The sequence below is a fragment of the Rhodobacteraceae bacterium D3-12 genome (assembly GCA_025916135.1).
Lineage (GTDB): Bacteria > Pseudomonadota > Alphaproteobacteria > Rhodobacterales > Rhodobacteraceae > JAKGBX01.
The window spans coordinates 4,440,510-4,465,498 of the sequence record CP104793.1 but is presented as its reverse complement, the minus strand read 5'-3'; the positions used below and the strand labels follow the sequence as shown (position 1 = coordinate 4,465,498).

Annotated in this window: 22 protein-coding genes and 1 pseudogene; 6 read left to right on the top strand and 17 right to left on the bottom strand. The window is 60.7% G+C overall.

Features of this window, described 5'->3' with window-relative positions; genetic code table 11:
• Nucleotides 1-85 precede the first annotated feature (85 nt).
• Together N4R57_21835 and N4R57_21830 are read right to left on the bottom strand one after the other, a co-directional pair.
• Nucleotides 86-1,855: a biotin carboxylase gene (locus tag N4R57_21835; GenBank protein ID UYV37529.1), complete on the bottom strand. Its 1,770-nt coding sequence runs from the start codon at nucleotides 1,853-1,855 to the stop codon at nucleotides 86-88.
• On the bottom strand, nucleotides 1,852-3,138 hold the full coding sequence (locus N4R57_21830; GenBank protein UYV39647.1) for an acetylornithine deacetylase/succinyl-diaminopimelate desuccinylase family protein: 1,287 nt from the start codon (nucleotides 3,136-3,138) through the stop codon (nucleotides 1,852-1,854). Before N4R57_21830 ends, N4R57_21835 begins: the two co-directional genes overlap by 4 nt.
• An 87-nt stretch (nucleotides 3,139-3,225) precedes the next feature.
• Here N4R57_21830 and N4R57_21825 point away from each other — a divergent pair, with 87 nt between their 5' ends.
• The gene (locus N4R57_21825; GenBank protein ID UYV37528.1) at nucleotides 3,226-3,771 is read left to right on the top strand and encodes a PAS and helix-turn-helix domain-containing protein; all 546 of its coding nucleotides are present in this window, start codon (nucleotides 3,226-3,228) and stop codon (nucleotides 3,769-3,771) included.
• A gap of 199 nt (nucleotides 3,772-3,970) precedes the next feature.
• On the opposite strand, the gene N4R57_21820 is transcribed toward N4R57_21825, so the two are convergent.
• The 7 genes from N4R57_21820 to N4R57_21790 all read right to left on the bottom strand — a co-directional run bounded on the left by N4R57_21820 (nucleotide 3,971) and on the right by N4R57_21790 (nucleotide 12,707).
• Nucleotides 3,971-4,633 carry a DUF1523 family protein gene (locus N4R57_21820; protein UYV37527.1) on the bottom strand — a complete coding sequence of 221 codons (663 nt, stop codon included), beginning with the start codon at nucleotides 4,631-4,633 and terminating at the stop codon, nucleotides 3,971-3,973.
• 10 nt (nucleotides 4,634-4,643) lie between these two features.
• The gene (locus tag N4R57_21815; GenBank protein UYV37526.1) at nucleotides 4,644-4,919 is read right to left on the bottom strand and encodes a hypothetical protein; all 276 of its coding nucleotides are present in this window, start codon (nucleotides 4,917-4,919) and stop codon (nucleotides 4,644-4,646) included.
• 2 nt (nucleotides 4,920-4,921) lie between these two features.
• Nucleotides 4,922-6,268, bottom strand: coding sequence for a hypothetical protein (locus N4R57_21810; protein ID UYV37525.1), 1,347 nt, complete (start codon nucleotides 6,266-6,268; stop codon nucleotides 4,922-4,924).
• A 196-nt stretch (nucleotides 6,269-6,464) separates the two neighbouring features.
• Complete coding sequence (locus tag N4R57_21805; GenBank protein UYV37524.1) at nucleotides 6,465-8,399, bottom strand: ATP-binding protein; 1,935 nt, start codon at nucleotides 8,397-8,399, stop codon at nucleotides 6,465-6,467.
• Between the two features lie 72 nt (nucleotides 8,400-8,471).
• Nucleotides 8,472-9,629: a hypothetical protein gene (locus N4R57_21800; protein ID UYV37523.1), complete on the bottom strand. Its 1,158-nt coding sequence runs from the start codon at nucleotides 9,627-9,629 to the stop codon at nucleotides 8,472-8,474.
• A gap of 141 nt (nucleotides 9,630-9,770) precedes the next feature.
• The gene (locus tag N4R57_21795) at nucleotides 9,771-10,847 is read right to left on the bottom strand and encodes a hypothetical protein (protein ID UYV37522.1); all 1,077 of its coding nucleotides are present in this window, start codon (nucleotides 10,845-10,847) and stop codon (nucleotides 9,771-9,773) included.
• Between the two features lie 651 nt (nucleotides 10,848-11,498).
• Nucleotides 11,499-12,707 carry an aminopeptidase P family protein gene (locus N4R57_21790; protein ID UYV37521.1) on the bottom strand — a complete coding sequence of 403 codons (1,209 nt, stop codon included), beginning with the start codon at nucleotides 12,705-12,707 and terminating at the stop codon, nucleotides 11,499-11,501.
• Between the two features lie 162 nt (nucleotides 12,708-12,869).
• Here N4R57_21790 and N4R57_21785 point away from each other — a divergent pair, with 162 nt between their 5' ends.
• The gene (locus tag N4R57_21785) at nucleotides 12,870-13,862 is read left to right on the top strand and encodes a P1 family peptidase (protein ID UYV37520.1); all 993 of its coding nucleotides are present in this window, start codon (nucleotides 12,870-12,872) and stop codon (nucleotides 13,860-13,862) included.
• A 210-nt stretch (nucleotides 13,863-14,072) separates the two neighbouring features.
• On the opposite strand, the gene N4R57_21780 is transcribed toward N4R57_21785, so the two are convergent.
• Nucleotides 14,073-14,864, bottom strand: a complete 792-nt coding sequence (locus N4R57_21780; protein ID UYV37519.1) for an alpha/beta hydrolase — start codon at nucleotides 14,862-14,864, stop codon at nucleotides 14,073-14,075.
• Nucleotides 14,865-14,964: 100 nt separating this feature from the next.
• Between N4R57_21780 and N4R57_21775 the strand changes: the two genes are divergently transcribed.
• Nucleotides 14,965-16,443 carry an NAD-dependent succinate-semialdehyde dehydrogenase gene (locus N4R57_21775; GenBank protein UYV37518.1) on the top strand — a complete coding sequence of 493 codons (1,479 nt, stop codon included), beginning with the start codon at nucleotides 14,965-14,967 and terminating at the stop codon, nucleotides 16,441-16,443.
• An 88-nt stretch (nucleotides 16,444-16,531) separates the two neighbouring features.
• On the opposite strand, the gene N4R57_21770 is transcribed toward N4R57_21775, so the two are convergent.
• Nucleotides 16,532-16,924, bottom strand: coding sequence for a globin domain-containing protein (locus N4R57_21770; protein UYV37517.1), 393 nt, complete (start codon nucleotides 16,922-16,924; stop codon nucleotides 16,532-16,534).
• 183 nt (nucleotides 16,925-17,107) lie between these two features.
• Here N4R57_21770 and N4R57_21765 point away from each other — a divergent pair, with 183 nt between their 5' ends.
• The 3 genes and pseudogenes from N4R57_21765 to N4R57_21755 all read left to right on the top strand — a co-directional run bounded on the left by N4R57_21765 (nucleotide 17,108) and on the right by N4R57_21755 (nucleotide 19,745).
• Nucleotides 17,108-17,644: a sigma-70 family RNA polymerase sigma factor gene (locus N4R57_21765; protein ID UYV39646.1), complete on the top strand. Its 537-nt coding sequence runs from the start codon at nucleotides 17,108-17,110 to the stop codon at nucleotides 17,642-17,644.
• Nucleotides 17,641-18,381, top strand: a complete 741-nt coding sequence (locus N4R57_21760; protein UYV37516.1) for a hypothetical protein — start codon at nucleotides 17,641-17,643, stop codon at nucleotides 18,379-18,381. Before N4R57_21765 ends, N4R57_21760 begins: the two co-directional genes overlap by 4 nt.
• Nucleotides 18,342-19,745: pseudogene (locus N4R57_21755) on the top strand (VWA domain-containing protein). The gene N4R57_21760 and the pseudogene N4R57_21755 overlap by 40 nt, the downstream one beginning before the upstream one ends.
• Before the next feature lie 102 nt (nucleotides 19,746-19,847).
• Here the strand turns inward: N4R57_21755 and N4R57_21750 are convergent.
• From N4R57_21750 to glcE, 6 genes are all read right to left on the bottom strand, one after another.
• Nucleotides 19,848-20,315, bottom strand: coding sequence for an Hsp20 family protein (locus tag N4R57_21750; protein ID UYV37515.1), 468 nt, complete (start codon nucleotides 20,313-20,315; stop codon nucleotides 19,848-19,850).
• Nucleotides 20,316-20,444: 129 nt separating this feature from the next.
• Nucleotides 20,445-21,293, bottom strand: coding sequence for a trypsin-like serine protease (locus N4R57_21745; GenBank protein UYV37514.1), 849 nt, complete (start codon nucleotides 21,291-21,293; stop codon nucleotides 20,445-20,447).
• A complete protein-coding gene (locus tag N4R57_21740) occupies nucleotides 21,290-22,102 on the bottom strand; it encodes a trypsin-like serine protease (GenBank protein ID UYV37513.1) in 813 nt (270 codons plus the stop codon). The genes N4R57_21745 and N4R57_21740 overlap by 4 nt, the downstream gene beginning before the upstream one ends.
• 68 nt (nucleotides 22,103-22,170) lie before the next feature.
• Nucleotides 22,171-23,463 (bottom strand): glycolate oxidase subunit GlcF, encoded by a 1,293-nt coding sequence (gene glcF / locus N4R57_21735; protein UYV37512.1) that lies wholly within the window; start codon nucleotides 23,461-23,463, stop codon nucleotides 22,171-22,173.
• Complete coding sequence (locus tag N4R57_21730; GenBank protein ID UYV37511.1) at nucleotides 23,464-23,814, bottom strand: hypothetical protein; 351 nt, start codon at nucleotides 23,812-23,814, stop codon at nucleotides 23,464-23,466.
• Complete coding sequence (gene glcE, locus N4R57_21725; GenBank protein UYV39645.1) at nucleotides 23,811-24,947, bottom strand: glycolate oxidase subunit GlcE; 1,137 nt, start codon at nucleotides 24,945-24,947, stop codon at nucleotides 23,811-23,813. Before glcE ends, N4R57_21730 begins: the two co-directional genes overlap by 4 nt.
• Nucleotides 24,948-24,989: the final 42 nt, after the last annotated feature.

Sequence of the window (24,989 nt, the reverse complement as noted above, 5' to 3'; positions counted from 1 at the left end):
CGGCTCGTTTATTTCCGTTTCAGTCTTCACCCAAACCATAGGCAAATCAAGCACCTGGCCCTCGGGGCGCTGCCGCCCCCGCGCCTCACCACGCATCCGCATATCGCCCGCTCGGGGCGCATGGCCCGGCTGTGGCAAACGCCCGGTCGATCTCATCCCGCGTCTCTGCCGGATCAATCACCGCGTCAAATTCCAACAGGCTCGCGGCGTTCATCGCCCGGCCCCGCTCATATAGCTCATCCACCAACCGCTGATATTCCACCGCGCGCGCGCCTTCGTCTGCGATCTTTGCCAGATGCTCGCGGTAGCCCAGCTTCACCGCCCCTTCGAGGCCCATCGCCCCGACCTCTCCGCTCGGCCACGCGGCGCACAGATGCGGGCGGTCAAACCCGCCTCCCGCCATCGCCATCGCGCCCAACCCATAAGCCTTGCGCAGGATCACGGTGACAAGCGGCTGACCGAAATGCGCCCCGGCAAGGAACAACCGCGAGATATGCGCGACCTGCCCCGTCTCTTCGACCTCCGGTCCCACCATAAAGCCCGGCGTATCGCATAGCGTCACAACCGGCACCCCCCAGGCATCGCAAAGCTGCAAAAACCGCGCACCCTTGTCGCCAGCCTCGGCATCAATCGCCCCGCCCAGATGCAGCGGATTGTTCGCCACAATCCCCACCGCGCGGCCCTTGATCCGGCCAAACCCGGTGATCAGCCCCGCACCAAAGCCGCGCCGCAGTTCGACGAAACTGTCCTGATCGACCAAACCCGCAATCGCTTCGCCCATGTCATAGGCGCGGGTGCGGTCGGCGGGAACCACGTTTCGCAATGCCTCGGCGTCGCCCGCACCGGCCTCGGCGACCGTGTTCAGCGACAGCATCGCCTTCACGGCGGCCACCGCACCGCTTTCATCCGGCGTTAACAGGTCAATCACGCCGTTCTTGACCTGCACGTCCGATGGCCCGATCTCATCGGCGCGCACCACGCCCAAACCGCCACCCTCGATCATCGCAGGACCGCCCATCCCGATCCAGCTTTGCTCGGTTGCGATCCGTACGTCGCACACCCCGAACAACGCCGCATTCCCGGCAAAGCAATAGCCCGCGACAACCCCGATCTTTGGCCCCTTATGCGCGGCAAACTGGCGGAACGAAGGCACATTCAACCCGGCCACCAGAACATGCGCCGCATCGTAATCATTGGGCCGCCCGCCACCGCCCTCGGCAAACAGGACAATCGGCAATCGCTCGCGCCCTGCCACGTCGATCAACCGATCCATCTTGCGGTGGTGGTGATAGCCCTGCGTGCCCGCCAGAACCGTGTAATCCACGGCCATCGCCGCCACGGGCCGCCCGTTCACCAAGCCGGTGCCACAGATGATCCCATCCCCCGGCGTGGCCTTGTGCAAATCCTCAAGCGGCCGCTTTACCCGCTGCGCTGCCACGGCCAACGCGCCATATTCGCTAAAGCTGCCCGCGTCGAACAACGCGTCGATGTTCTCGCGCGCCGTGCGGAACCCTTTGGCGTGGCGCTTGGCCACCGCTTCGGGGCGCGCCGCGTCCTGCAACAAAGCCATGCGCGCCTCGAAATCGGCCATATCGGCGCGGGGGCCGGTCTCTTCCACCGCGCTCGTGCCCGACACCTCCGCCGGCTCCAGCGTGATCAACGCCTCACCGCCGCGCAATTCCTGCCCGGCGCTGACATGCACCGCGGTGACAATCCCGTCTTCGCCGGCGCGAATATCGTGACGCATCTTCATCAACTCGGTGGCAAGCAATACGGCACCCTTGCGCACTTCGTCGCCCACGGCCACCGCCACGTCTGCGACCACCGCCGCGCCATCCGCCTTGATGATCGTCACTCAGAGCTCCCCAGCAGATCAAGCAACGACCGCGCCATCACCTGCGCCGACTCGACCATGTCATCAATCCCGACATATTCGTCAGGCTTATGCGCAAGGTCCAAAATCCCCGGCCCATAGGCAATACAATTCTTCAACCGCCCGATCCGGTCGATATGCTTCTGATCATAGGTGCCGGGCGATACGACAAATTGTGGCTCCTTGCCCATCACTTCGACCATCGCCTTGGCGACCGATTGCACCACCGGCGCGCTCCGTGCTGTCATCGTCGGCAGAACGCGCTGCAATTCACGCACGTCATAGCGGAAGTTATCCCGGTTTTCCTGAACCTTGCGCAACAGCCCGTGAATCTCTTCCTGAACCTCGTCGATATCCTCTTCAATAAGGAACCGCCGGTCGATCACCATGCGGCAGCTATCGGGCACACAGGGGCTCGGCAGGCCGGTGTAATCATCGCCCTGCTCGTTCTCTCCGCCATGCACCGAATTGATGTTTAGCGTCGATTGCTTGGCCCCCTCCGGCACCACCGGCATATCCGTGCGCTTCTGCGCCAGAGCGGGGAACAGGCTCGCCTCCATCTCGGTCATGACCGCCCCCATATGGCGTACCGCGCAATCCCCAAGGAACGGCATGGAGCCATGGGCAATCTCGCCATGGGTTTCGATCTCGGCCCACCATACGCCGCGATGCCCAAGACAAATGCGGTCTTTGTTCAACGGTTCGGGGATGATCACATGCTGCACGCGCTCGGGGTTGAAAAACCCCTTTTCGGCCAAATAGGCGACCCCGCCGAACCCGCCGGATTCCTCGTCCGCCGTGCCGCTGATCTCGATCGCACCGCTGAAATCGGGGCACACGTCAATGAACGCCTCGGCGGCAATGATGCTCGTCGCCAAGCCGCCCTTCATGTCACAGGTGCCGCGCCCGTAAATCTTGCCGTCGATCACCTCTCCACCGAACGGATCAGTGGTCCAGCCCTTGCCGACCTCGACCACGTCGATATGGCTGTTGAAATGCACACATTCCCCGGCGCGCTTGCCCTCCTTGCGGGCGACAATGTTCCAACGCGGGTATTTCTCCGTGTCGCCAATCGCACCCTCGGCACGGACCAATTCGGTCGTGAACCCGTGCCGCACCATGCGCCGGTCAAGAAAATCACAGATGTCGCGGTAATACGCTCCCGGCGGGTTCAGCGTCGGAATACGGATCAACTCTTGCGTCAGTTCAACCAGATCGGCCCGCCGCGCCTCAATTTCCAGCATCAGCTTTTCGGCAATGTCCATCGGCTCTGTCCCCTCGCGAATGATCTTGAAATCATGCGCGTCAGCGGCATACGGTATCAATACCGTAGTTTCACGGGGTCACCCACCATGGACGCCTTCTCTCAAATCGCATTTGACGCCGCTCCGGTCGGTCTTGTGCTGACCGAACACCGCATGATCCGCGCCTGCAATGAAACATTTGCATGGCTCTTCGGGCATGAGCGCGCAGCCCTTCTGGGGCAGAGCTTTCGCATCCTATATGGAACCGAGCATGAGTTCCGCCACATCCGCGATATCGGCCTCGGGCAACTGTCGCGTGGCGCGGAATATTCCGACGAACGCATGATGCACCGCGCCGATGGCACACCCTTCTGGTGCCGCTTCCGGGCGCATACCCTGACGCCACGTGACCCACTCGCGCAGGTGGTGATGAGCTTCGCGCGTCTCGCCCCGGACACGCCCGGCCCCTCCCTCACCCCGCGCGAACGCGAGGTGGTCTCATGGCTCTCCCGCGGCCTGACCTCCAAGGAGATCGGCCGCACCCTCGGCCTCTCGCCGCGCACCATCGAAGACGTGCGCGCCCGCCTCCTGCGCAAGTTTCAGGCCCGCAATGCGGCGGACCTGCTCTCGAAACTGGGCGATATCGGCATGTGAGCAAGCCGGGCCATCATCAGACCCATCGTCAGGCCCAGGGTTGACGACCCAACGCCTTTGGCAAGGCGCTTTATGCCCGCCAAATCTTCCCGCCATATGAACGGCAAACTTCCCTCGCCCAATCGTCAGCCCATGGGTGGGCCTGACGATGGCCCGGCGGCCTGCGGCCTTGATTCCGGGCCTAGCGGCCCCAAAACCCCTACTTCTTGCGCCGCCACGTGTTCAGCCACCCGGTCACTTTCCCGCGCCGCTCGTTCACACTGTCGCTGACATCCTCGAACGTCGGATCAATCGTGCGCTCGCGAAACTGCCGCCACATCGCCCGCACCATGCCAAAGGCGAACAACAGGAAGCCAAAGAAGAAGATGTTGAACCACGGGATCACCGTCACATCCGGCCCGTCGACCTTCCGAACCCCGATCGCATTGGGATAGATCGACAGGTATTTATTGCGCCAGCCATAATGCGTGATCACCACCCATTGCTCGTTCGCCCCCGCCGCGCTCACTGCGGCGGCGGCCTGTGCTTGCAAATCCGAACTGTCAAACTTGAAATACGGCGGCCAGATCCAGCCGGTATCCTCGTTGCGATAGACCATCACCTTCTCGCTGTCGCGCTGCCCAAAGCCCAGCAGCCACGTCCGTTTGATCTCGGAATTGATCAGCCGCAAATCCCGGTTCACCGCCTCATCCGCGCCGCTATCGGCCTGCGCATAAAACAGCCGCTGATAGCCCGAGAAATCCGCCCGGATCACCTCGGTCGACGTGATACGCGCCACGTCATGCTGCGGCAGCACATAATGCAACAGCGCAAACACCAGCACGAAAATGATGATCTTGATCCAAGTCCAAACCCGGCGCATATCGGCCCTTTCAGTAATAGGTCGTCAGATAGTGTATGGCGATAACCAGAACGGTCGGCACCACATAAACCAGCAGCAAAAGCTTGGGCCGGATCGAGCTGTCATACTCCGCCATGCCCTTCTCGATAAACGCCGCCCGCGCGGCCGTGTCGCCCTTGTCACCATGCTCCGCAGCCCAGCGATCCTCTAGCTTTTCACGCCGCACCGACCGCGAATAAATCGCGATCAGGAAATACACAATGGTCAGCCCGATCGCCCCGAAAAATACCAGCCGCACCAGTCCCATTTCTACCCCCTCCGCACCGCGCCCCACGGGCCCACGCGCTCGATAAGATCGTCTTTCGGCACCGGACGGTCGTCCACCATCGGCGCGTCATGCCCAAACAGTGCCCGCCGCGTGCCCACCTTGTCCACCTGGTATTCGCGATGCAGAAAATCCGCGACATAGGATTTCTTGGTCTCGCTCCACCCGGCATAGAGCTTGTAAAACAGCTCCTTGTGACAAATGAAAAGCTGCCTCACATCCTTCGGGGCCAGCTCGCTAAGCAGCATATTAACCAAATCCGCATCGTCATGATCCGCCGCGCGCAGCGTATAGAAATACGCCGGATGATCCGAGGTAATGCGCGGCCACTTGCCGCCATCCTCGGCCCAATGCAGCAACTCCGCCAGCCCGTGAAACTCCTCCGGCAAATCGCTCGCATGTCGCCGTGCCAAGGCACGAATGTCCGCCCGCGTCGCCCCGGACAGATCAACACCGGCGTCCTGCGCCGCATCGACAACGATGAAATCCATTTTCTGACGCAGGATTGCCGCCGCATCAATGCCGCGCACCTTTACAATCGGCTCGACCAGATCGTTGAACTCAAAGAACTTGGCAATCTGGTTCCGGTCATTCTTGTCGAAGGTATATTTGATCGGCAGCTTGCCCAAACTGTCCTTGTCGCCGCTGGCAATCACCGCCGGATGATCCATCCCGCGAAACACATAAAGCCCGCCAAAATGCGCGGTCCAGAAGTTGTCCTGCGCGAATTCCATGTGTTTAAGGTCCACCGGATTGCGCGTCACATCGCCGGTTTTCTTTGCCATCCCGATCATCTCGGCGATCAGAATGTCGTCAAACCAGCCGTCTTCTTCCTCGCGAAAGCGGTCCACCAAATGGCCCAGCTTTTCGGCCTCGCGCACGGTGCCCTCGGTCGTATCCGCCTCGATCACAACCTTGCGAATATCAAACAGCTTGATCGGCTCCTCGACGGAATACACCGAATTCACCAACTCCCCCGCCACCGCGTCCCGTGCGGTCAGAGCAAACAACTGCGCCTCGTTCTCCTCGATAAACTGGCGCAATATCCCGCGCGAGGTTGAAAACTTGGTATTCAGCAACGGCGCGGTCTGCTGCTCGGTCGTGAGCAAAATAAACTGCCGGTTCACGCCCGCGTGGTTCAGATACTGATGATCCCCCAACTCATGCCCGATTTCCGGGGAATAGCCCGAAATATCGACATGAAAATCCTCCAATTCGGTGCGCTTGCCGGTCAAATGCATGAGCGCCCGGTTATACCGCTCGATCAACGCAGGGCTGGCCACCTCAATGAGGTTGCCAAACATCAGACCTTTTTCGATGAGGCGTTTCACCTAAACTTCTCCATTTCCCACCATCTCAACCACACCGCCCGGCTCTGCCGGGCCGCGCCCGACCTCCCCCGGAGGGCGCGTTTGCAACCTTCCAACCCGCGCAACGCCAGCACTGGAAACGCCCGTTTAACACCCATCAAAGGCACCTCATGCGCCCTCCAGGTCGGGCACGTCCCGTCAGAGCCTCCGAGGATCATCACCCCTTCCCCTCCAAATACCGCCGCTTCGCCTCTTCCTGACGCCCGAACTCGCGCACCATGTTCTCGATGGCCACCTCGTCCGATTTGTCCGCATAGCGGAACTCCGAATCCGCATAGCGGTTGATCTCCTGCACCACCATTTCAACGGTGATCGGCATCCGAAGCTCTTCGATCATCCCCTTCTTGGTCTCGTAATCGCGGAACAAAAACAGCTCCGGCTCCTCCATCCACTCATCCGGCAATTCGAAATCCATCGCCCGAACCTTCACCGCATCGGTGATGTTCTTGATCGCCCGGCCGGTGAACCGCGCATCCGCCTCCTGAATGCCCTTCAAATAGGTGCCCAGCTTGGCAATCGTATCCAGCGCGCCAATGTCCTTTTCGACCCGCTCATACACCCGCACCAACCCCTCTTCATGCGGCTTGGAATGGCTCTCGAAACTCTTGGCGACGGCCTTTTTGATCTCCTGCGCGGCATAAAGCTCATGCTCGCCCAGCGGAATGTCGTGGTTCTTGCCCATCAACAGCGCCAGAATATCAACGTAATCCTCGCGCGTTTTCGGCCCATCGACCAAAAACCGCGCCCCGGCCCGCTGCCTGAGCGCATCATCCACATTCTCAGGGTAATTCGAGAACATGCCAAACGTGCAATTCCCCCGCACGACCGTGTTCGCCCCGGCAAAGCTCTCCATCAGAACGGCGGTGATCTCCAATTGCCCGGCCGAAGACTGCCGGTCCCCCCGCTTCCCGGCCAATTGGTCAATATCGTCAATCGTGCCAAAGCCGATCGCACCGGGATCAATCACATTGTTGATAAACGCCTTGGCGTTCTGCGCCGATTTCCCCTGATAGCTGTCGATGCTCTCGGTCGACAGGTTTTGATAGCGAAACGGATACCCCGCCGTGTCACAATAGCCCTTGATCAACCCCGCCATCATCTGGATCAACGTGGTCTTACCCGTCCCCGGCATCCCGTCGCCCATGAAGGTAAAGATAAACCCGCCCAGCTCGGCAAACGGGTTCAACCGCCGCTCGAAATCATAGGCCATCAGCATCTTGGACAGGCGCAGCGCCTGATACTTGGCGATATGGTTGCCCACCACCTCATGCGGCTTCTTGAACGTCATCGTCAGGGTCGAGCTTTTGGCCGCCCGCGCCGGCTGGAAACCACGGATCGCAAAATCATCCGCCTCCACCTTCCACGCGGCACCGGTGAACGGCTCCAACCGCCCGGCGCTTTGTGCGCGCAATGCGGCCTTCTCCATCAACTGCTCGGCAAAGGCACAGACACAGCCCACCAGCCGCGCATCATCCCCGGCCAATGCGGCAATATCCTGATCCAACTCCCAAAGCGCACCATGCAGGGCAAGCTGGCCGTTGTCGGTCAACACTTCCTCAACCTCGCCCACCTCAACGCTGACTTCGGTCAAATGCGGGGTCAACAGGAACGCACAGGCATTGCCAAACACATGCAGCGAAATCAGCGCCTCCGCGGTCAACAACTCGGCAAACGCCGTCTTCTGATCGGCGGGCAAGGCCCCCTCAAGGTTCGCGCGCTTTAAATCGGCCAAGCCCGTCGCCTCGCCGTAATTCTCGGCCACAGCCAGCGAAATCGCCACCGCGCGACGGAGATGCGCCATCACCGTGGCCTGCGCCGGGCTGACCAACGGATCATCCCCGTCCGCCGCCTCGATCCGCGCCAGCAATTGAACACCTTCGGGCCGCGCCGTGCTGCGCGTCACCAAACCCGGCGTCGTGGTGCGAAACCGCCGCCGCGTGCCTATTCCGCTTGAACGCTCCGCCTTGGGCGCCTCGCGCCCCTTGCCAATGCGCGGCGTGTGGTCAAACCCCTCCAACATCGCGGCGGCGGCATCGTAATGCTTGCGGATATCCTCTTCCCGCAACTCCATCTGGTCACTGGTCAAACTCATACGTCAAATCCGCCTTTCATCTTGCTCGAAATACTCCCGCCGGAGGCACCGAATTTTCGTGAAAATTCGTCCTCACCGGTAACTCAACACCCGGCCACCGGCGCTCACCACAAACTTGCGCACAGTTGAAAATCCCGGCGGGCGCTTCTCTTCCAACACCTGATAGGGACGCTGCGGCAGGATAATCGCCCGCTCCGTGCGCGTCGCCCCGGTGTCCACACCCCGCCCGCTGAACGGGTCAAGCGCAAACACCTGCCGCTCCACCGTCGAAAACCAGCCCGAGCGTACTTCGGTCACCCGTTCGCTCTCCAACTCCTCAAGCGTCCAGGCCAAGGCCCAGTCCTGCCCGTCCGGTGCGCGCGCATCGCGCAACACCTCGCGCAACGGGCCGCTCTGCTGGGTATAAGCATGCGAATACATCGGCCCCACATGGAACCGCCGCAACCGCTTGGGATGCAGATCGTCGAAATCCTCGTCAAACCCGCGCGCAATCGTGACAAGCTTCAACCCGTCCACCGACTGCGCCATCAGATGCGCCTGCACCTCCGGCCAGCGCCGCTCATCCAGCGGCAAAGCCGTGCGCCCGGTGTCCTCCACCTCCATCAGATACACGGTCGGCAGGTTGACCTGACTGTCATACACCGCCCAATGCACCAAGAACGTCGTCCGCGGGCTTTCCCCGCTCAGCCATGTAATCTCGGGATCATTGCGCGCCCAGAACAGATCGCCTTTCAGCAACTCCTGATAATACAGCCGCTGACTCAGCGCATATTGCAGCTTGGTCGGCAGGGCTTGCTCGCCAAGGATCATCCGAACCATCTGATCCTTCAAGGCACTCTCGCTCGGCATATTCTCCAGATGCCGCGCCGCCTGCGCCGCATCATTGGCCATCACCAGCAATTCCTGAAACACCGGAAAGCCGCTCTCGACGCGGTCCATCTCCAACGCCCCGAAATGCCGCCCCGTGTCGCGCCCGGCCATCAGGTATTTCATGCTTAAAGCTTTAAACGTATAGCCAATCGCAACGACATAGCGCGTCAATACCTTGACCTCGCGCTCGCTCAATTGCCCCTCGGCCTGCATCTGCGCCGCCACGCGGGTCAGATGCTGGGTAATCCGCTCGAACTTCTTGAAATACCGGCGACTGGCAAACGTGTCCTTCAGGCCCACATGATCGCGGTCCAGCGTGATGTCATCGCGGCGATCTTCGGTAAGATCATTCTCCGGCATCAGGCACTCCCCGGCATGGTCGCGTTTCGCGCAGAGGGCAGCGCCTGCCTGGGCGGGCGCTGAAAGCGCCTGCCGGGGGCAGGCAGGCGCGGCCCGGCCTTTCACACCGGGCGGTGGCCGCGGTCATACGCATGCGCTCAATCATTCCCCGTAAAGGTTCTTGTCGTGCTTCTCGACAATCTGGGCGAACCGGCGGGCAAAGCGTTCGTCCGCCTTGGCCTTCTGTTCCAGAACCTCGCGCGCGAACACCATATGGCCCTCATGCGCTTCCATCATGTCGGCCATCCGCTGGTTGGTCGCCGTGCCAATCGCCGCCATCGACGCCTGCGCTTCCTTGTCCGTCTCGACCCCGATCTCGTTGATCCTATGCGCCACATCCTGCTGCTGCGCAGTCTTGAGCGATTTGGTCAAAGCGTCATACAGAACAACCCGCTGCTTGGTGTCCGTCTGCAGCTTGTTGATCAAAACCATCTGCGTCGCCGCTTGGTTCTGCAACGAGTCGATCCAAGTCTTGCCCTTCTCGATATACCGCTCCAGCGTTTGGCTCTTGGACAGCTTCACTTGCTCGTCCTGAACCATCTCGTTGTATTTCGCGTTCAACTCGGCCAGCTCGGTCTCCAGCTTGGTGCGCGCCGCCGCGTCCTGCTCCACCGAAATCTTGTTTTCCAGCTCGATGATCTTGGGGTCCATCGCAAAAATCTCGGCCCGCACGCTTTCCAACTCGCCCACGGTCACTTCCCGCTCGTCCAGCGTTTCTGACAGGTTGGTTTCCACCTGCGTCTTCTGGGTGTTCAAAACATCCAGCTGGTTCTGCAACAGCTTGGTGATCACGTCCGACTTGGAAATCAGATCCTGCAACTTGTCGTCAATCGACGCCCCGCGCATCCGCTCCTCGCGCATGCTGTCCGCCTTGGCCGAGGAAAAGATGCCGACAAAGCTTTCCCAACCGGTTTTGCTGCGCATTTCGTCAAAGTCTTTGGAAAACGCCGACGTCACATCATCCAGCCCCATGATAAGCTCGGCAATGTTGGCATTCATCAAATCGGTATGGGCATGAACATCGTCCAACGAGGCATTCTCGATATCAATCGCAATGTCATCGCCGCTTTTCATCTTTTGCCGCGCGGTTTCGATCCGGCTGGTCAGTTCGGCAATCTTGCTTTGCGCCTCTGCCACCTGCTTTTGCGATTCCATTACCTGCGCTTCAAAATTTGCCATTCATTACACCTTTCTCGTCAATACGTTGGGATGGATATGGGGAGTGTTAATCCGATTTACATCCACCATTCCCTCAATTTGCGCAAAGTGTTGCAAATGCACAGGCCAAAGGGAAGGGGGAAAGGGCGCGGCGGGGGTGCCATTCACCCGCCAAAGCGAGCGATGGCACAATGCCAAGGCAGCCCCAAGCCGGGCCATCGTCAGCCCCGGCAAGTCGTTCAAACGCAGGCTCCAAGGCAATTTTTACCAGCAAGAGTTTTCCGCAGAAAGCCAGTTAACTGTTCCCAAACATCATCCAAACACCGGTGACCGGCCCGACACCTAGCGGATAGCCGGGCCATCGTCAGCCCCGGGATGACGATCCAACATCGGTTTCAAGGCGCTTTATGCCAGCTCCGTCTTCCCACAGTAACCATCGCTCACGAACTCAACCCAATCGTCAGCCCGAGGGAGGGGCTGACGATGGCCCGGCGGCCTTCGGCCTTGTTCCGGGCGCCCCACCACACCCCCCTCTTAACCACCATTTAACTCAAGATTAACGCCCCCCGCCCAAAACCCGGCAGCCGGGAGTCAGCCGAATGTCAGCCGGGAGTCACCCCCTTTTTCATAGCACAAAGGTTAATCCTTACCCCACCGACCTATGCGTTCCACTCATGCAACCACGTTGAACGCCGGGCCATAGGGATAGCCGGTGATGTTCTCATTCCCATCATCCTTGATGATCAGAATATCATGCTCGCGGTACCCCCCGGCGCCCGCCTGCCCCTGCGGAACGGTCAACATCGGCTCCATCGAAATCACCATGCCGGGATGCAACACCGTGTCGACATCCTCGCGCAGCTCCAACCCCGCCTCGCGCCCGTAATAATGGCTCAGCACGCCAAAGGAATGCCCATACCCGAACGTGCGATATTGCAGCAGATCCCGCTCCTCGAAAAAACCGTTGATCGCATGGGTCACCTCGGCACAGCTCACGCCGGGTTTCAGCAGGCTCATACCATATTCATGCGCCGCCACATTGGCCTCCCAGATCGCCAGCGAGGCGTCATCCACCTCGCCCACAAACATCGTGCGCTCCAACGCGGTGTAATAGCCCGAAATCATCGGAAACGTATTGAGCGAAAGAATATCCCCCCGCTGCAAAACCCGCCCCGTCACCGGGTTATGTGCCCCGTCAGTGTTAAGCCCGCTCTGAAACCAAACCCATGTGTCGCGATACTCCGCATCGGGAAACGCCCGCGCAATCTCCACCTCCATCGCATCGCGCCCGGCCATGGCCACGTCAATCTCGCGAACCCCTTCTTTTACAGCCTCTCGAATGGCATAGCCGCCCACATCGGCCACCCTTGCCCCCTCGCGGATCAACGCAATCTCGGCCTTGGATTTCATCAACCGCTGGCGCATCGCCGCCGGGGCCATATCCATCATCGCCACGGGTTTCAGAAAATCCTCAAGCTTGTCACGCAACGCCAGCGTCAGATGATCCGCCTCATAGCCGATCACCTGCCCCTCCCCCGTCACGCTCAAAATCGCACGCCAGAAGTTGTCACGTTGCCAGTCGGTATAGGTGATATTGTCGCCATAACAGCGCCGCCACGGCTGCCCCGCATCAATGCCTGCGCTGATGGTGACACATTCATCCTCGGTCACAACCAACCCATAGGGCCGCCCGAACGAACAATAGGTGAAGCCCGAATAATACGAGATGCAATGCATCGAGGTGAACACAGCCGCGCCCACCCCCATGTCGTCCATACTCCGCCGCAGCAGTTTGATGCGCTTGGCATACTCCGTCTCGGCAAATTGAAGCCGGGCTTTCTCGCCATTGTGAAACCGATAGAATTCAGGGCGTGCAGTCATTTTGACCTCCTTGGCTCAAAGAAGATCCCGGCGTTCAGGACTGTTGGGACAAAGACCCATCACATATACAGAGCGACGCCATCGCTCCGGGCCTTCGTTCCTTCCTTGCCCATCCCGCTCGTTCTGGCAAGATAGATTTAAACAAATCATGGAAAGATCATCATGCAGGCCAAACTAGGTTTCCGAAATCTCATAACAGACGTCCCCGGATTAACGGTTGGCAATGCGTCTGACGCGACCATCAAGACGGGATGCACCGTTCTCTTGGGTAACGAATCGTTAACCTGCGGAGTCAACGTCATGGGTGGCGCTCCCGGCACCCGCGAAACCGACCTGCTCGCGCCTGACAAACTGGTCGAAAAGGTCGATGCGCTGGTGCTGTCGGGCGGCTCTTCCTTTGGGCTTGATGCCTGCTCCGGCGTCGCCGACGCCCTGCGCGCTGTGGGGCGCGGCTTCCCAGCAGGCGGCGGGGCCATCGTGCCCATCGTGCCCGGCGCAATTCTGTTCGATCTCGCCAATGGCGGCAACAAGGACTGGCCCGAAAACCCCTACAAAACTTTGGGAAAACAGGCGCTTGCCGCCGCCGCCACCGACTTCGACCTCGGCAGCTTCGGCGCCGGCACCGGCGCCGGAACGGTCAACCTCAAAGGCGGCCTCGGCTCTGCCTCCGTGGTCCTGCCCTCCGGCCACACCATCGGCGCGCTCGTCGCGGTCAACGCGCTCGGCTCGGCCACCGTTGGCAACACGCGGCACTTCTGGGCCGCCCCCTTCGAGCAAGGTGACGAATTCGGCGGCCTCGGCCCTGCCACCACCTACCCAGAACCGCACGCCTCACCCAGCAAGCTCGGCCAGCATAGCAACACCACCATTGGCATCATCGCCACCGACGCCGCTCTCACGCAGGCCCAATGCACCCGCCTCGCCACCGCCGCCCATGACGGCTACGCCCGCGCCCTTTTCCCAGCCCATACCCCTATGGATGGCGATGCGATCTTCGCGGCGTCCACCGGCGCAAAACCACTGGACGCGCCCCTCGCAGACACGCTCACCCTCGGCCACGCCGCCTCCATCGTCATGGCCCGCGCCATCGCCCGCGCGGTCTACCACGCCACCCCGGCCAAGACAGACATCGTGCCCTGTTGGTCCGCTCTCTGACCCCTTCATCTGACTGGAAATATCCCGGGGGCGTGGGGGCTGGCCCCCACTTATTCCAGCGTGTGGGGGCTGGCCCCCACTCTAAACTGTGTGTGTCGCACCGGAGGTGCGCATCAAATCTGGCTGGCCCCCACTTAAGCCTGTGCGTGTCGCACCAAAGGTGCGCATCAAATCTGGCCAACCCCCACCTCATAACCGCAACGCCGGTGCCTACCCCACCAACGCCTCAACCAGATCGCTATCGCCAATCTCCAACGGCTCAATCACATCGAAATGGTGCCGCCCCTCTGCCACCACACATCCACAGCCCCACGCCTCGGCAAGCCACTGCGCCTGTTCAATAAAAGCAGGCCGCTCGTCGCCCCCAACCCACGCCGTCACCGGCACGTCCAACCGCTCCTGCATCAGCACCGGGCTCTCCGCCTTCGCCTCCGCCTGATCCAGCCGCAACTCTGCCGCCATCGACGTGCGCAGCAACGGGCGCAAATCCGCCACCGGAGAGATCGGCACCACCTTCTGCAACCGCTCCGCCACCGACGGCTCCAACATCCCCGGCTCCAACATCCGCGCCACCAGATGCCCACCAGCCGAATGCCCGGTCAGCACGATCGGCCCTTCGACCATCGCCGCGCTCACCTGCACCGCCGCCGCGATCTGCCGCGTGATCTCGCTGATCCGCACGGAGGGGCATAAATCATAACTCGGCATCGCCACTGCCCACCCCCGCGCCTGCGCCCCGGCCGCCAGATGCGTCCAATAGCTTCTGTCGAATTTAAGCCAATACCCCCCATGCACAAACATCACGAGGCCCCGCGCGCGCCCCTCTGGCAGCACCAGATCAAACCGCTCCCGCGCACCGCGCCCATAGGGCAATCCCGCCCGAAACCGGTCCGCCGCGCTTTGCACATTCGCAAACCCCTGAGCCGCCTCAAGCCACATCGCCGGGAACGCCTCCGCCCCCGAAATATACGCCCCATTGGCATATGCATCATCCAGTTCCATGTCGCTTTCTCCCAATCTGGCCCTAGACAATCCTACCCTCGGGTGCTTTCCCTTGGCGAGAAGAATTCAATAACACCGCATCAAAAAGCCGAGGTTCGCCATGCTAGATACCACCACCAATCTCAAAGACTTGCTCGATGATCCTTCCCTGCTTTGCACCAAAGCCTACATCGCCGGTGAGTGGGTCGACGGAGAAAGCGGAGCCACCTTTGATGTCATCAACCCGGCGCGCGGCGACGTGATCACCTCAGTCGCCGACCTCAGCCGCGCACAGGTGGCCGACGCCGTCGCCAAAGCCGAAGTGGCGCAGAAAGAATGGGCAAAGCTGACCGGCAAGGAACGCGCCGCGATCCTGCGCCGCTGGTTCGACCTGATGATGCAACACCAAGAGGATCTGGCCAAGATCCTCACCGCTGAAATGGGCAAACCGCTGGCGGAATCGCGTGGCGAAATCGCCTATGGCGCGTCCTTCATCGAATTTTTCGCCGAGGAAGCCAAGCGCGTCTACGGCGAGACGATCCCCGGCCACCAGCCTGACAAACGCATCACCGTTATCAAGCAACCAATCGGCGTTTGCGCCTCGATCACGCCTTGGAACTTCCCCAACGCGATGATCACCCGCAAGGTCGGCCCGGCGCTCGCCGCTGGCTGTGCCATGGTTGCCCGCCCCGCCGCCGAAACGCCGCTTTCGGCGCTGGTTCTGGGTGAGCTGGCAACCCGCGCGGGCATCCCCGCCGGCGTGCTCTCGATCCTGCCGTCTTCCCGCTCCTCCGAAGTGGGCAAGGAGTTCTGCGAAAACCCGATCGTGCGCAAGCTCACCTTCACCGGCTCCACCGAAGTCGGGCGCATCCTGCTGCGTCAGGCCGCTGATCAGGTGATGAAATGTTCGATGGAACTCGGCGGCAACGCCCCCTTCATCGTGTTCGATGACGCCGATCTTGATGACGCCGTTGACGGTGCAATCATGTGCAAATTCCGCAACAACGGCCAAACCTGCGTCTGCGCCAACCGCATCTATGTTCAGTCCGGCGTCTACGATGAATTCGCCAAACGCCTCAGCGCCAAACTCGCCGATATGAAGGTCGGTGACGGCCTCGAAGAAGACACCGCCTTCGGTCCGCTGATCAATGGCGACGCGGTCGACAAAGTGCGCGAACATATTGACGACGCCGTCTCCAAAGGTGCCAAAGTGGCCTTCGGCGGAAGCCAGCACAATCTCGGTGGCACCTTCTTTCAGCCAACGATTGTCACCGGCGTCACCCAAGACATGCAGGTCGCACAGGACGAAACATTCGGCCCTATGGCCCCGCTGTTCAAATTCGAGGACGAAGACGAAGTCATCGCCATGGCGAATGATACAATCTTCGGTCTCGCCAGCTATTTCTACGCCAAGGATCTCAGCCGCGTTTACAAAGTGGCCGAAGCACTGGAATACGGCATCGTCGGCATCAACACCGGCATCATCTCGACCGAGGTTGCGCCCTTCGGTGGCGTCAAGCAATCCGGCCTTGGCCGCGAAGGCAGCCACCACGGCCTCGATGACTTCCTCGAAATGAAATACATTTGCATGGCGGTCTAACCACCAGCACAGCAATGGCCCACCAAAAGGCCAGCTTCCAACGCCCGGCAGACATTCTGCCGGGCGTTTTTCATACTCGCACCAAAGGCTATTTTGACTTCATCGCAGTGATAATCCGGTCCGCCGCCCGGTTCAGATCTATCCGGTCACGCAAGGTGATGGCGCTGCCCAAAACTTCGGAGATCGAGGTTTTAAGCACGGCCCCGCCAACAAGAAACTGCTCCGGCGTTATGTCAAACCGACTGTGCACCGCCGCCAATTGAGCGGCGTATTCCTCAAGCCCATTTGTATCTTCGATGGATCTGGCCAACATCGTGACCATCATCGCAAACATCTTTTTCTGCTTCTCAAAATCTGGAAACAAATAGGTCTGCACCTCCGGCAGCACCACAAAAAGTTTCGAATAAAACACCTCGGCGATCTCGTCACGATGCGCAAAGACGATCTCGACCCGATCATCCAATTTCGGCGATCCATCCATCAGCCGTCCCTCTCTGTTTTGGCCCACAGTGACCCAACCGGTCCACAATGACCCAACCATTTTGAATACGCGCGCTTCACCCAAAAGCGATAACGCCTCGGCCTTAAAACCGAGTAAATCAAAAAAGATAATTTTAGAGACCAAGGATTGACCGGGCGCCTGCGTCATAGATACGTGATGCGTATGGGAACAAGCGATGAAAACCTTGCCTTTGCAGCCGCCAATGGCGACGCTGCGGCGTTTTCCGCGTTGATTGAACGTCACTACGATGGGCTGTTCCGCCTTGCCTTCCGTCTCACCGGCGCCCGCGCCGAGGCCGAAGACCTGACCCAAGACATCTGCGCCGCCCTCCCGGCCAAACTTGCCGGGTTTCGCGGATCAGCAAGGTTCACAACCTGGCTCTGGCGGGTGACGGTGAACGCGGCACACGACCGCCGCCGCCGCGCCGCCACCCATGCCCGCCACGCCGACGGCTGGGGCGATTGGGAGCTGAACCGCCGCGCCGCTGTAGAAGAAGAAGCCGAAGCCACCGACTGGCTCACCACGGCAATGCGCGCCTTGCCTGCCGACCTGCGCGATACCCTTGCGCTGGTTCTCGACGAACGCACCCACGCCGAAACCGCCGAAATTCTGGGCGTGTCCGAAGGCACAATCAGCTGGCGCATCTCACAAGCCAAGAAACACCTGCGCACCCTGCGCGAGAGCGAGGATCAGTCATGACAGACGATGACCTTGACGACCTAAAGACCCAACTGAACGCGGCCACCCCCACGCCCGACCCGCAAAAACGGGCCGAGCATATCGCGCTCGCTCAGAAAAATTTCGCCCGCCACCAAGAAACCGCCAATGCCGCGCGTCAAACCTCTGACCGTCCCAAAACGGGACTTTTCAGAGGAGTAGCCAAGATGTTTTCCAATCTCACAACCAAAGGCGCCTTGACCGCCACAACCGCATTGGTCGCTTTCGGCCTTGTTATCGCCCTGCCGCAACTCACCGACCGCCCCCTGCCTGACCTCTTGAACCGGGGCGAGGGCACGCCCGTCACGGCACACAAGGATGGCGACGATACCCGCAAACAAACACCGGCGATCACGTCCGAAGCCCCCGCCGAGACCACGCGCAAGAAAGAGGCACTCGGCGCCAACTCTGCCGACAAAGCCCCCGCGCCTGTCATCGCAGCCGAACCCGCGCCCCAGCTTGGAGGCCAACCTACCGGTGGCGCCGCCGCGCCCGCCTCCACCACCACGGCCCCAAGCAACCAGAGCGGCATCAAACCCGCCGCGCCCAAGAGTCGTGAACTCCGCGCACTAACAGATGGCTACGCCATAGGCTCGCTCGCTCAAAAGCCCGCGCCCGCGTCGGGCATCGCGGCACCCGCTCCGGCCCCGGCTGACCGTATCGCCCCCCTCCGGTCGCAAATACAGAAGCCTTCCCAGAAGCCGATCAAAACCCTTTGAAGATCACAGCCCAAGAGCCCGTCTCGACCTTCTCGATTGATGTCGACACCGCATCTTACGCCGTGATCCGCTCGTCGATCAGCGCGGGGCAACTGCCCCCTGCAAACGCCGTGCGGATCGAGGAAATGCTCAACTATTTCCCCTATAACTACCCTGCACCCGCCGCGGATGAAGCCCCCTTCAAACCCACCGTCACGGTCACCCCGACACCGTGGAACAGCGGCACAAACCTCGTCCATATCGCCATTCAGGGGCAGCAGGCCGAGGTCGAAAACCGCCCACCGCTGAACCTCGTCTTTTTGATCGACACGTCCGGCTCGATGAACAACGCCAACAAGCTGCCGCTGCTCAAGCAAAGCCTCGCTCTGATGTTGCCGCGCCTGACTGAAAACGATCAGGTGTCAATCGTCACCTACGCTGGCTCCGCCGGACAGGTGCTCGCCCCGACCCCGGCCAGCGAACGCGCCAAAATCCTCGCCGCTCTCGATAACTTGCGTGCCGGTGGCTCCACTGCCGGACAGGCCGGCCTGCAACAGGCCTATGCCGTTGCCGAAGGCATGGCCGCCGAAGGCGAAGTCACCCGCGTGATCCTCGCCACCGATGGCGACTTCAATGTTGGCCTGTCCAATCCCGACGCGCTCAAAGACTACATTGCCAAGAAACGCGACAGCGGCACTTATCTCTCGGTCATGGGCTTTGGTCGCGGCAATCTCAACGATGCCACGATGCAGGCGCTCGCCCAAAACGGCAACGGCCAAGCCAGCTATATCGACACCCTCTCCGAAGCACAGAAAGTGCTTGTCGATCAATTCTCGGGCGCGCTTTTCCCAATCGCCAATGATGTGAAAATTCAGGTCGAATTCAACCCGGCGCAAATCTCGGAATACCGGTTGATCGGCTATGAAACCCGCGCCCTCAAACGCGAGGATTTCAACAACGACAAGGTTGACGCCGGCGACATCGGCGCGGGCCACTCGGTCACGGCAATTTACGAGATCACCCCGACCGGCTCGCCTGCACAGCTGACGGATCCCTTGCGCTATGGCACCACCACCGTCGAAGGTGTCGCCAAACCCTCGGCCGAACTTGGCTTCCTCAAACTGCGCTACAAGGAACCGGGCGCGTCTGAAAGCCAACTGATCGAAACCCCGATCCTGCCGGGCATGGGCGAGCTCAATGGCGACATCCGCTTTGCCACGGCTATCGCGGGCTTTGGTGAGTTGTTGAAAAACAGCAGCTACTCGAATGGCTGGACCTATAACGACGCCATCGCTCTGGCCGCCGCCTCTACTGGGGACGACCCGTTCGGCTACCGCGCCGAAGCGGTCCGCCTGATGCGCCTCGCCGCCAGCCTGTCGCGCTGATGTAGGGTGGGGTTTCACCCCACCACCCACCCCCGACAGCACAAACAGAAACGGCCCGCGAGTCTCCTCGCGGGCCGTTTGCATCAAAATTCAGCGTTGCGCTTAGTTGACGGTCTTTGCCTCAACCACGTCTTTCTCGATGCTGGCGGCCTTCGCAATCTCGATCCGGCGCGGCTTCAACGCCTCGGGAACTTCGCGCACAAGGTCGATATGCAGCATCCCATCTGTATGGGTCGCGCCTGTCACCCGCACATGATCGGCAAGCTGGAACCGGCGCTCAAACGCGCGGGTCGCAATGCCGCGATGCAGGAACGTGCGCTCCTCGCCCTCATCCGCCTTGCGAGCGGAAACAAGCAGCGCGCCTTCTTTCACGTCAACCGACAGGTCAGCGTCCGAAAACCCCGCCACAGCGATCGAGATTCGATACGCATCATCAGCGGTTTTTTCGATGTTATACGGGGGGTAGCTGTTTTGCGCCACATCACCGGACAGCACGCGGTCAAACATGTCGGCGATCTGGTCAAAACCGACGGTGGCACGATAAAGCGGGGTAAAATCATAGTTACGCATGGGTCATCCTCCATTGAGCGATACCAAGGTTTCGGCCTTCCCCAAAGGGACAGACCATCAGTACATCGGGGCCCAATTTGGCACCCCAACACCGATAATTTGGGAAGGGTCGAAACCGTTTTCAAGACCTTAGGGCTTGATGAAACGCGCCCCGATCTGGCGGCGTTCGCCGCTTTTCTGGCCCACTTGCAGCCGCCGTATTTTTGCACCGGTGTTCCCAATAGCTGGCCCTGCTGCCCTCAGCCCGCGCTTCAACTCGCGCACCACCATCGGCAGCTCCATGCCATAGGCCAACACCTTGCCCCGGCTCACCGCGCCCCCGGTCGAGATCAGCGACAAAATACGCGCCCGCGATCCTTCGCGCACGAAAACAGGCGCACCAGACGATCCAAAGGTCACATCGCAATCAAACGCCATCAATCCCTGACGCCGCCCTAAAAGCCCGCAGTCGCGCTGCCATGACAGAGCCGATTCTCGGCCCCGCCCATAAGACACAACGCTCACCCGCGCGCCGGTCCGCGCGCCTGAATGCAATGCAAACGGGCTGGCCACAGCCGCCGGTATAGGCTGCTTCAACTTCAACAACGCCGCATCGGCGCGGATTTGCTCGGGCGACGGCGGCTGTGCCGGATCATAGCCGGGGTGCGCCGCAATCGCGATCACCTCGCGTTCTGCAATCGCCTTGCCATCGCGCCACCCCGCCCGAAAGGTGAAAACCCCGGCGTCCCGCGCTTTTCCGCTCTGTCGGTCATACACGCAATGCGCTGCCGTCAGCACAAGATCGGTCGCAATCAAAACGCCGGTGCAAAACCCCGAACCGCCGATCTGAACCTTGCCAACGGCCTCCCAGCCTAGCAATTCGCTGCGATCATCCAGCCGTTTCAACCCACTGTTGGCCCAGGCCGCCGCGCCAATCATGTTGACCATCCCGGCCAATACCAAACCGGCGGCGACATCCCTATGAACCGCTCGCTTCATGGCTTGATAAACTTCGCGCCCGAATTGCTCCGCGTCCCGACAACGATCCGCTTTCCTTTGGCCCGTGTGTCGTTGCCAAACACACCATTGCCCGCCGCCAATTCGGCTCTAAGCAACCGCAAAGGCTCCTGCAATTGCGTGCCAAGCGACACCCGTTCGCCGCCAACCTCTGCCATGGCGGACACCACCGAAACGATTTTTGGCTCGCCGCCCTCAAAGCTGAACACCGGCGCGCCGCTAGAGCCAAGATCAACATCGCAACTCATGATCAACACACCTGATTGCCGCGCCTTCACCCGGCACAACTCCTGAAGCGATGGCGCCTCTGAGCGGTCCTTGGCATAGGACACCACCCCGATCTTGTCGCCCTTGGCGGGCCGCTGATCGGTGGCAAACGGAATGACCTGCGTGTTGCGAATGGGGTGGTGCAGCTCCAAAAGCGCCACATCGTTGCGCACCCGGTCGGCGGCGACGTTGCTCGAATATTCATACTCGGGGTGAACCACCGCCCGCTTGACCCAGCGATAGGCCGAGGCCCGCCCGTTGCGCCAACCAGCCAGAAACTCGATCTGCTCATTGCTGATCCGCTTGCCGCTGTCCTTGTCATAAAGACAATGCGCCGCCGTCAGCACCAGATTGGGCGCAATCATCGCCCCGGTGCAGAACCGCTTGCCACCGATATCCAGACGCCCAACGGCTTCCCAACCGCGACCATCTTCGCCGGTATCAAGCCGTTTCAACCCGGTATCCTGCGCCTGCGCGGTTCCAACCAGCGCGACAACAATAGCAGTAACAAACAAGCGCAGCATTATGACTCCCGAAAAGCAGGTATTCGCTCCGGCCTAGATAGCAGGTTTGTCAATAATGCGGCAAAATTTCAGTATTGCTCAGCCAACTTCCTCGGCTTCGGCCCGCCCGTGGCCCAATCAAGCAATTCAACCGTATGCACCACCGGCACATCCGTGCCCGAGCCGATCTGCACCATACAGCCGATATTGCCCGCCGCGATTATGTCCGGCGCCTTGGCCATCAGCGTTTTAACCTTGCGCTCTTTCAATTGCCCCGAAATCTCTGGCTGCATCAGGTTGTATGTCCCGGCCGAGCCACAGCACAAATGGCTATCCGCAGGCTCCACCACCTCAAATCCCGCCCGCTTAAGAAGCGTCTTGGGGTGCGTCTTGATCTGCTGCCCATGTTGCAATGAACACGCCGCGTGATAGGCCACCTTCACACCTTTCGCCGCCCCCTCGGGTAGGTCGAGCTTCATCAAAATCTCGCTCACATCCATCGCAATACCGGCCACTTTTGCGGCCTGTTCGGCGCGGTCAGTGGTGCGAAACATATGGCCGTAATCCTTGACCGTGGTGCCACAACCGCTGGTGTTGATGACAATCGCATCCAACCCCTCACCCGCCATTTCCGCGCTCCACGCGTCGATGTTTTTCGCGGCGGTGGCATGGCTCTCGACTTCTTTGCCCATGTGGTGCGTCAACGCCCCGCAACAGCCCGCACCCTTGGCCACAACCACCTCACAGCCCAACCGCCGCAACAGGCGGATCGTGGCGTCGTTGATATCGGTATCCAACGCCTTTTGCGCACAACCCGTCATCAACGCCACACGCATTCGCTTCTCGCCTTTGGGGGCAAAGCTCTGCGGATCATCATTGCGGCTCACCGGCGGAATGCTCTTGGGTGCCATCTGCAACATCGCCTTGAGCCGCTTGTCCGGCATGGCAAAAGCAAACGGTTTGCCAATCTTCGCCCCAAGCAGAGCCAGCCTAAATCGCCCCGGATAAGGCAAGATCCGCGCCAACACCCAGCGCAAAGCGCGATCCATGAAGGGGCGCTTGTAATTATCCTCGATATAGGCCCGCGCGTGATCCACCAGATGCATGTAATGCACGCCGGATGGGCAGGTCGTCATACAGGCCAAACAGCTCAGACAGCGGTCAATATGCAGCACCGTTTTTTCGTCCGGCACCCGCTCGTTTTCCAGCATATCCTTGATCTGGTAAATCCGCCCCCTCGGGCTGTCCAGCTCGTCGCCCAACACCTGATAGGTCGGACAGGTCGCCGTGCAAAACCCGCAATGCACACAGGCGCGCAAAATCTCGTTCGCACGCTGCGTCCCGGCGTCCTTCAACTGCTCTTCGGTAAAATGTGTCTGCATCTATCCTGCCGCCGATATCGCAAGCGTCAATCCGAACCACGGCATCACCGTTGCCGCCGCGCCCAGTGCTGCGTTCCATTTTCTCTGCCGGCCCCCGCCGCGCCGCAACGCGAGCGCCTGAACCACCATCGCAATCGTCACGATCCAACCCAGCCAGATACAGCCAAGCCGCGCAAACTGCACCGCCATGCCCGCCTCACTCCCCTGCAAGACCCACGCCGCGATCACCAACATCAACGCCGACCCCACGCCCAGCGCAAACCGCCGCCGCGTCGGCATAGGCCGGATCAGCGCCAGAAAAATCACCGGCCCAATCAGCACGAAAACAACATACGCAATCCCAAGTGTCATAGCAGACGCCCCATCAAACCGGGGTTCAGAATCCCCCGCGGGTCGAACTTATCGCGCAAACCTTGAGAAATCTTACCAAGCGGCGCAGGTTCCGGTTGAAACACTGCAATCGCGCCCCGCGTCTGCGCGCTCGCCCGCATCAATGTCGCATGGCCGCGAAACGGCTCTAACCGCGCCCTAAGATCTTGCCCCGCCGTGCCCATCGCCCAGATCAGCCCACCACCCCAGTCAAGCTGCACGCGCACATCTTCTCCCATACGCTCCAAAATGTCTGGCGCATCCGACGGCTTTAGCGAAATGCGCCAAACATCCCCGTCACCAGCCGCAAACATCTCCACGTCGCGCACCCGGCTCCACGCCTCACGGCTCGCGTCGCCGCGAACCACGCTCATATCACCATAGCTGCTCAACACCGCCTCAAGCGCCCCCAGCCGGTAGGCCACTGACGCTTCGAACCCTTCAAGACGCAACATCACATCCGGGCTTTCGCCCGCCACCTGCGGCAAATACGCGGCACCCGTCACCTCATAGGGCGACCCCAAAGCCGCCGACATCGCGGCTACGGCCTCGCCCGCCTCCTGTCCATGCAGGATCAACGTCGCCTCCGTCTCCGGCACCGGCAACACCTTGAGGCTCACTTCACTCAACACGCCTAACGTCCCGCGGCTCCCGGCCATCAACTTCACAAGGTCATATCCGGTGACATTCTTCATCACCCGCCCGCCGTTTTTCAAAACACGGCCGGTCCCGTCAACAAACCTGACCCCAAGCAGGAAATCGCGGCACGCCCCGACAGAAATCCGCCTCGGCCCGCTGACATTCGCCGCCACCACGCCGCCAATCGTCGGCGTGCCCGTGGTGCCCATAAGCGCGCGATAGTCCATCGGCTCAAACGCCAACCGCTGCTTTTCCGCGGCCAAAGCTGCCTCGATCTCCTGCACCGGCGTGCCCGCGCCCGCCACAAGGGTAAGCGCACCCGGCTCATAATCCACGATTCCGCTCATCCCCGAGGTCGACAGAACCTCCCCAACCACGTCATGCCCCACCGGTCGCGTCCCGCCGCCAACCACCCGCAATGGCCCCGCTGCGCCCTGCACGGCTTCACTTAACTCTGTTTCATTTTCTGGCGTCATCATTTTCATCTTGCTGTAAATACTCCGGGGGCGTGGGGGCTG

Bases quoted from the DNA above. Each gene is read 5' to 3' on its own strand.
- N4R57_21830 (UYV39647.1), bottom strand. From the start codon at position 3,138: ATGGACATTGCCGAAAAGCTGATGCTGGAAATTGAGGCGCGGCGGGCC.
- N4R57_21825 (UYV37528.1), top strand. From the start codon at position 3,226: ATGGACGCCTTCTCTCAAATCGCATTTGACGCCGCTCCGGTCGGTCTT.
- N4R57_21820 (UYV37527.1), bottom strand. From the start codon at position 4,633: ATGCGCCGGGTTTGGACTTGGATCAAGATCATCATTTTCGTGCTGGTG.
- N4R57_21815 (UYV37526.1), bottom strand. From the start codon at position 4,919: ATGGGACTGGTGCGGCTGGTATTTTTCGGGGCGATCGGGCTGACCATT.
- N4R57_21805 (UYV37524.1), bottom strand. From the start codon at position 8,399: ATGAGTTTGACCAGTGACCAGATGGAGTTGCGGGAAGAGGATATCCGC.
- N4R57_21800 (UYV37523.1), bottom strand. From the start codon at position 9,629: ATGCCGGAGAATGATCTTACCGAAGATCGCCGCGATGACATCACGCTG.
- N4R57_21795 (UYV37522.1), bottom strand. From the start codon at position 10,847: ATGGCAAATTTTGAAGCGCAGGTAATGGAATCGCAAAAGCAGGTGGCA.
- N4R57_21790 (UYV37521.1), bottom strand. From the start codon at position 12,707: ATGACTGCACGCCCTGAATTCTATCGGTTTCACAATGGCGAGAAAGCC.
- N4R57_21785 (UYV37520.1), top strand. From the start codon at position 12,870: ATGCAGGCCAAACTAGGTTTCCGAAATCTCATAACAGACGTCCCCGGA.
- N4R57_21780 (UYV37519.1), bottom strand. From the start codon at position 14,864: ATGGAACTGGATGATGCATATGCCAATGGGGCGTATATTTCGGGGGCG.
- N4R57_21775 (UYV37518.1), top strand. From the start codon at position 14,965: ATGCTAGATACCACCACCAATCTCAAAGACTTGCTCGATGATCCTTCC.
- N4R57_21770 (UYV37517.1), bottom strand. From the start codon at position 16,924: ATGGATGGATCGCCGAAATTGGATGATCGGGTCGAGATCGTCTTTGCG.
- N4R57_21765 (UYV39646.1), top strand. From the start codon at position 17,108: ATGGGAACAAGCGATGAAAACCTTGCCTTTGCAGCCGCCAATGGCGAC.
- N4R57_21760 (UYV37516.1), top strand. From the start codon at position 17,641: ATGACAGACGATGACCTTGACGACCTAAAGACCCAACTGAACGCGGCC.
- N4R57_21750 (UYV37515.1), bottom strand. From the start codon at position 20,315: ATGCGTAACTATGATTTTACCCCGCTTTATCGTGCCACCGTCGGTTTT.
- N4R57_21745 (UYV37514.1), bottom strand. From the start codon at position 21,293: ATGAAGCGAGCGGTTCATAGGGATGTCGCCGCCGGTTTGGTATTGGCC.
- N4R57_21740 (UYV37513.1), bottom strand. From the start codon at position 22,102: ATGCTGCGCTTGTTTGTTACTGCTATTGTTGTCGCGCTGGTTGGAACC.
- glcF (UYV37512.1), bottom strand. From the start codon at position 23,463: ATGCAGACACATTTTACCGAAGAGCAGTTGAAGGACGCCGGGACGCAG.
- N4R57_21730 (UYV37511.1), bottom strand. From the start codon at position 23,814: ATGACACTTGGGATTGCGTATGTTGTTTTCGTGCTGATTGGGCCGGTG.
- glcE (UYV39645.1), bottom strand. From the start codon at position 24,947: ATGACGCCAGAAAATGAAACAGAGTTAAGTGAAGCCGTGCAGGGCGCA.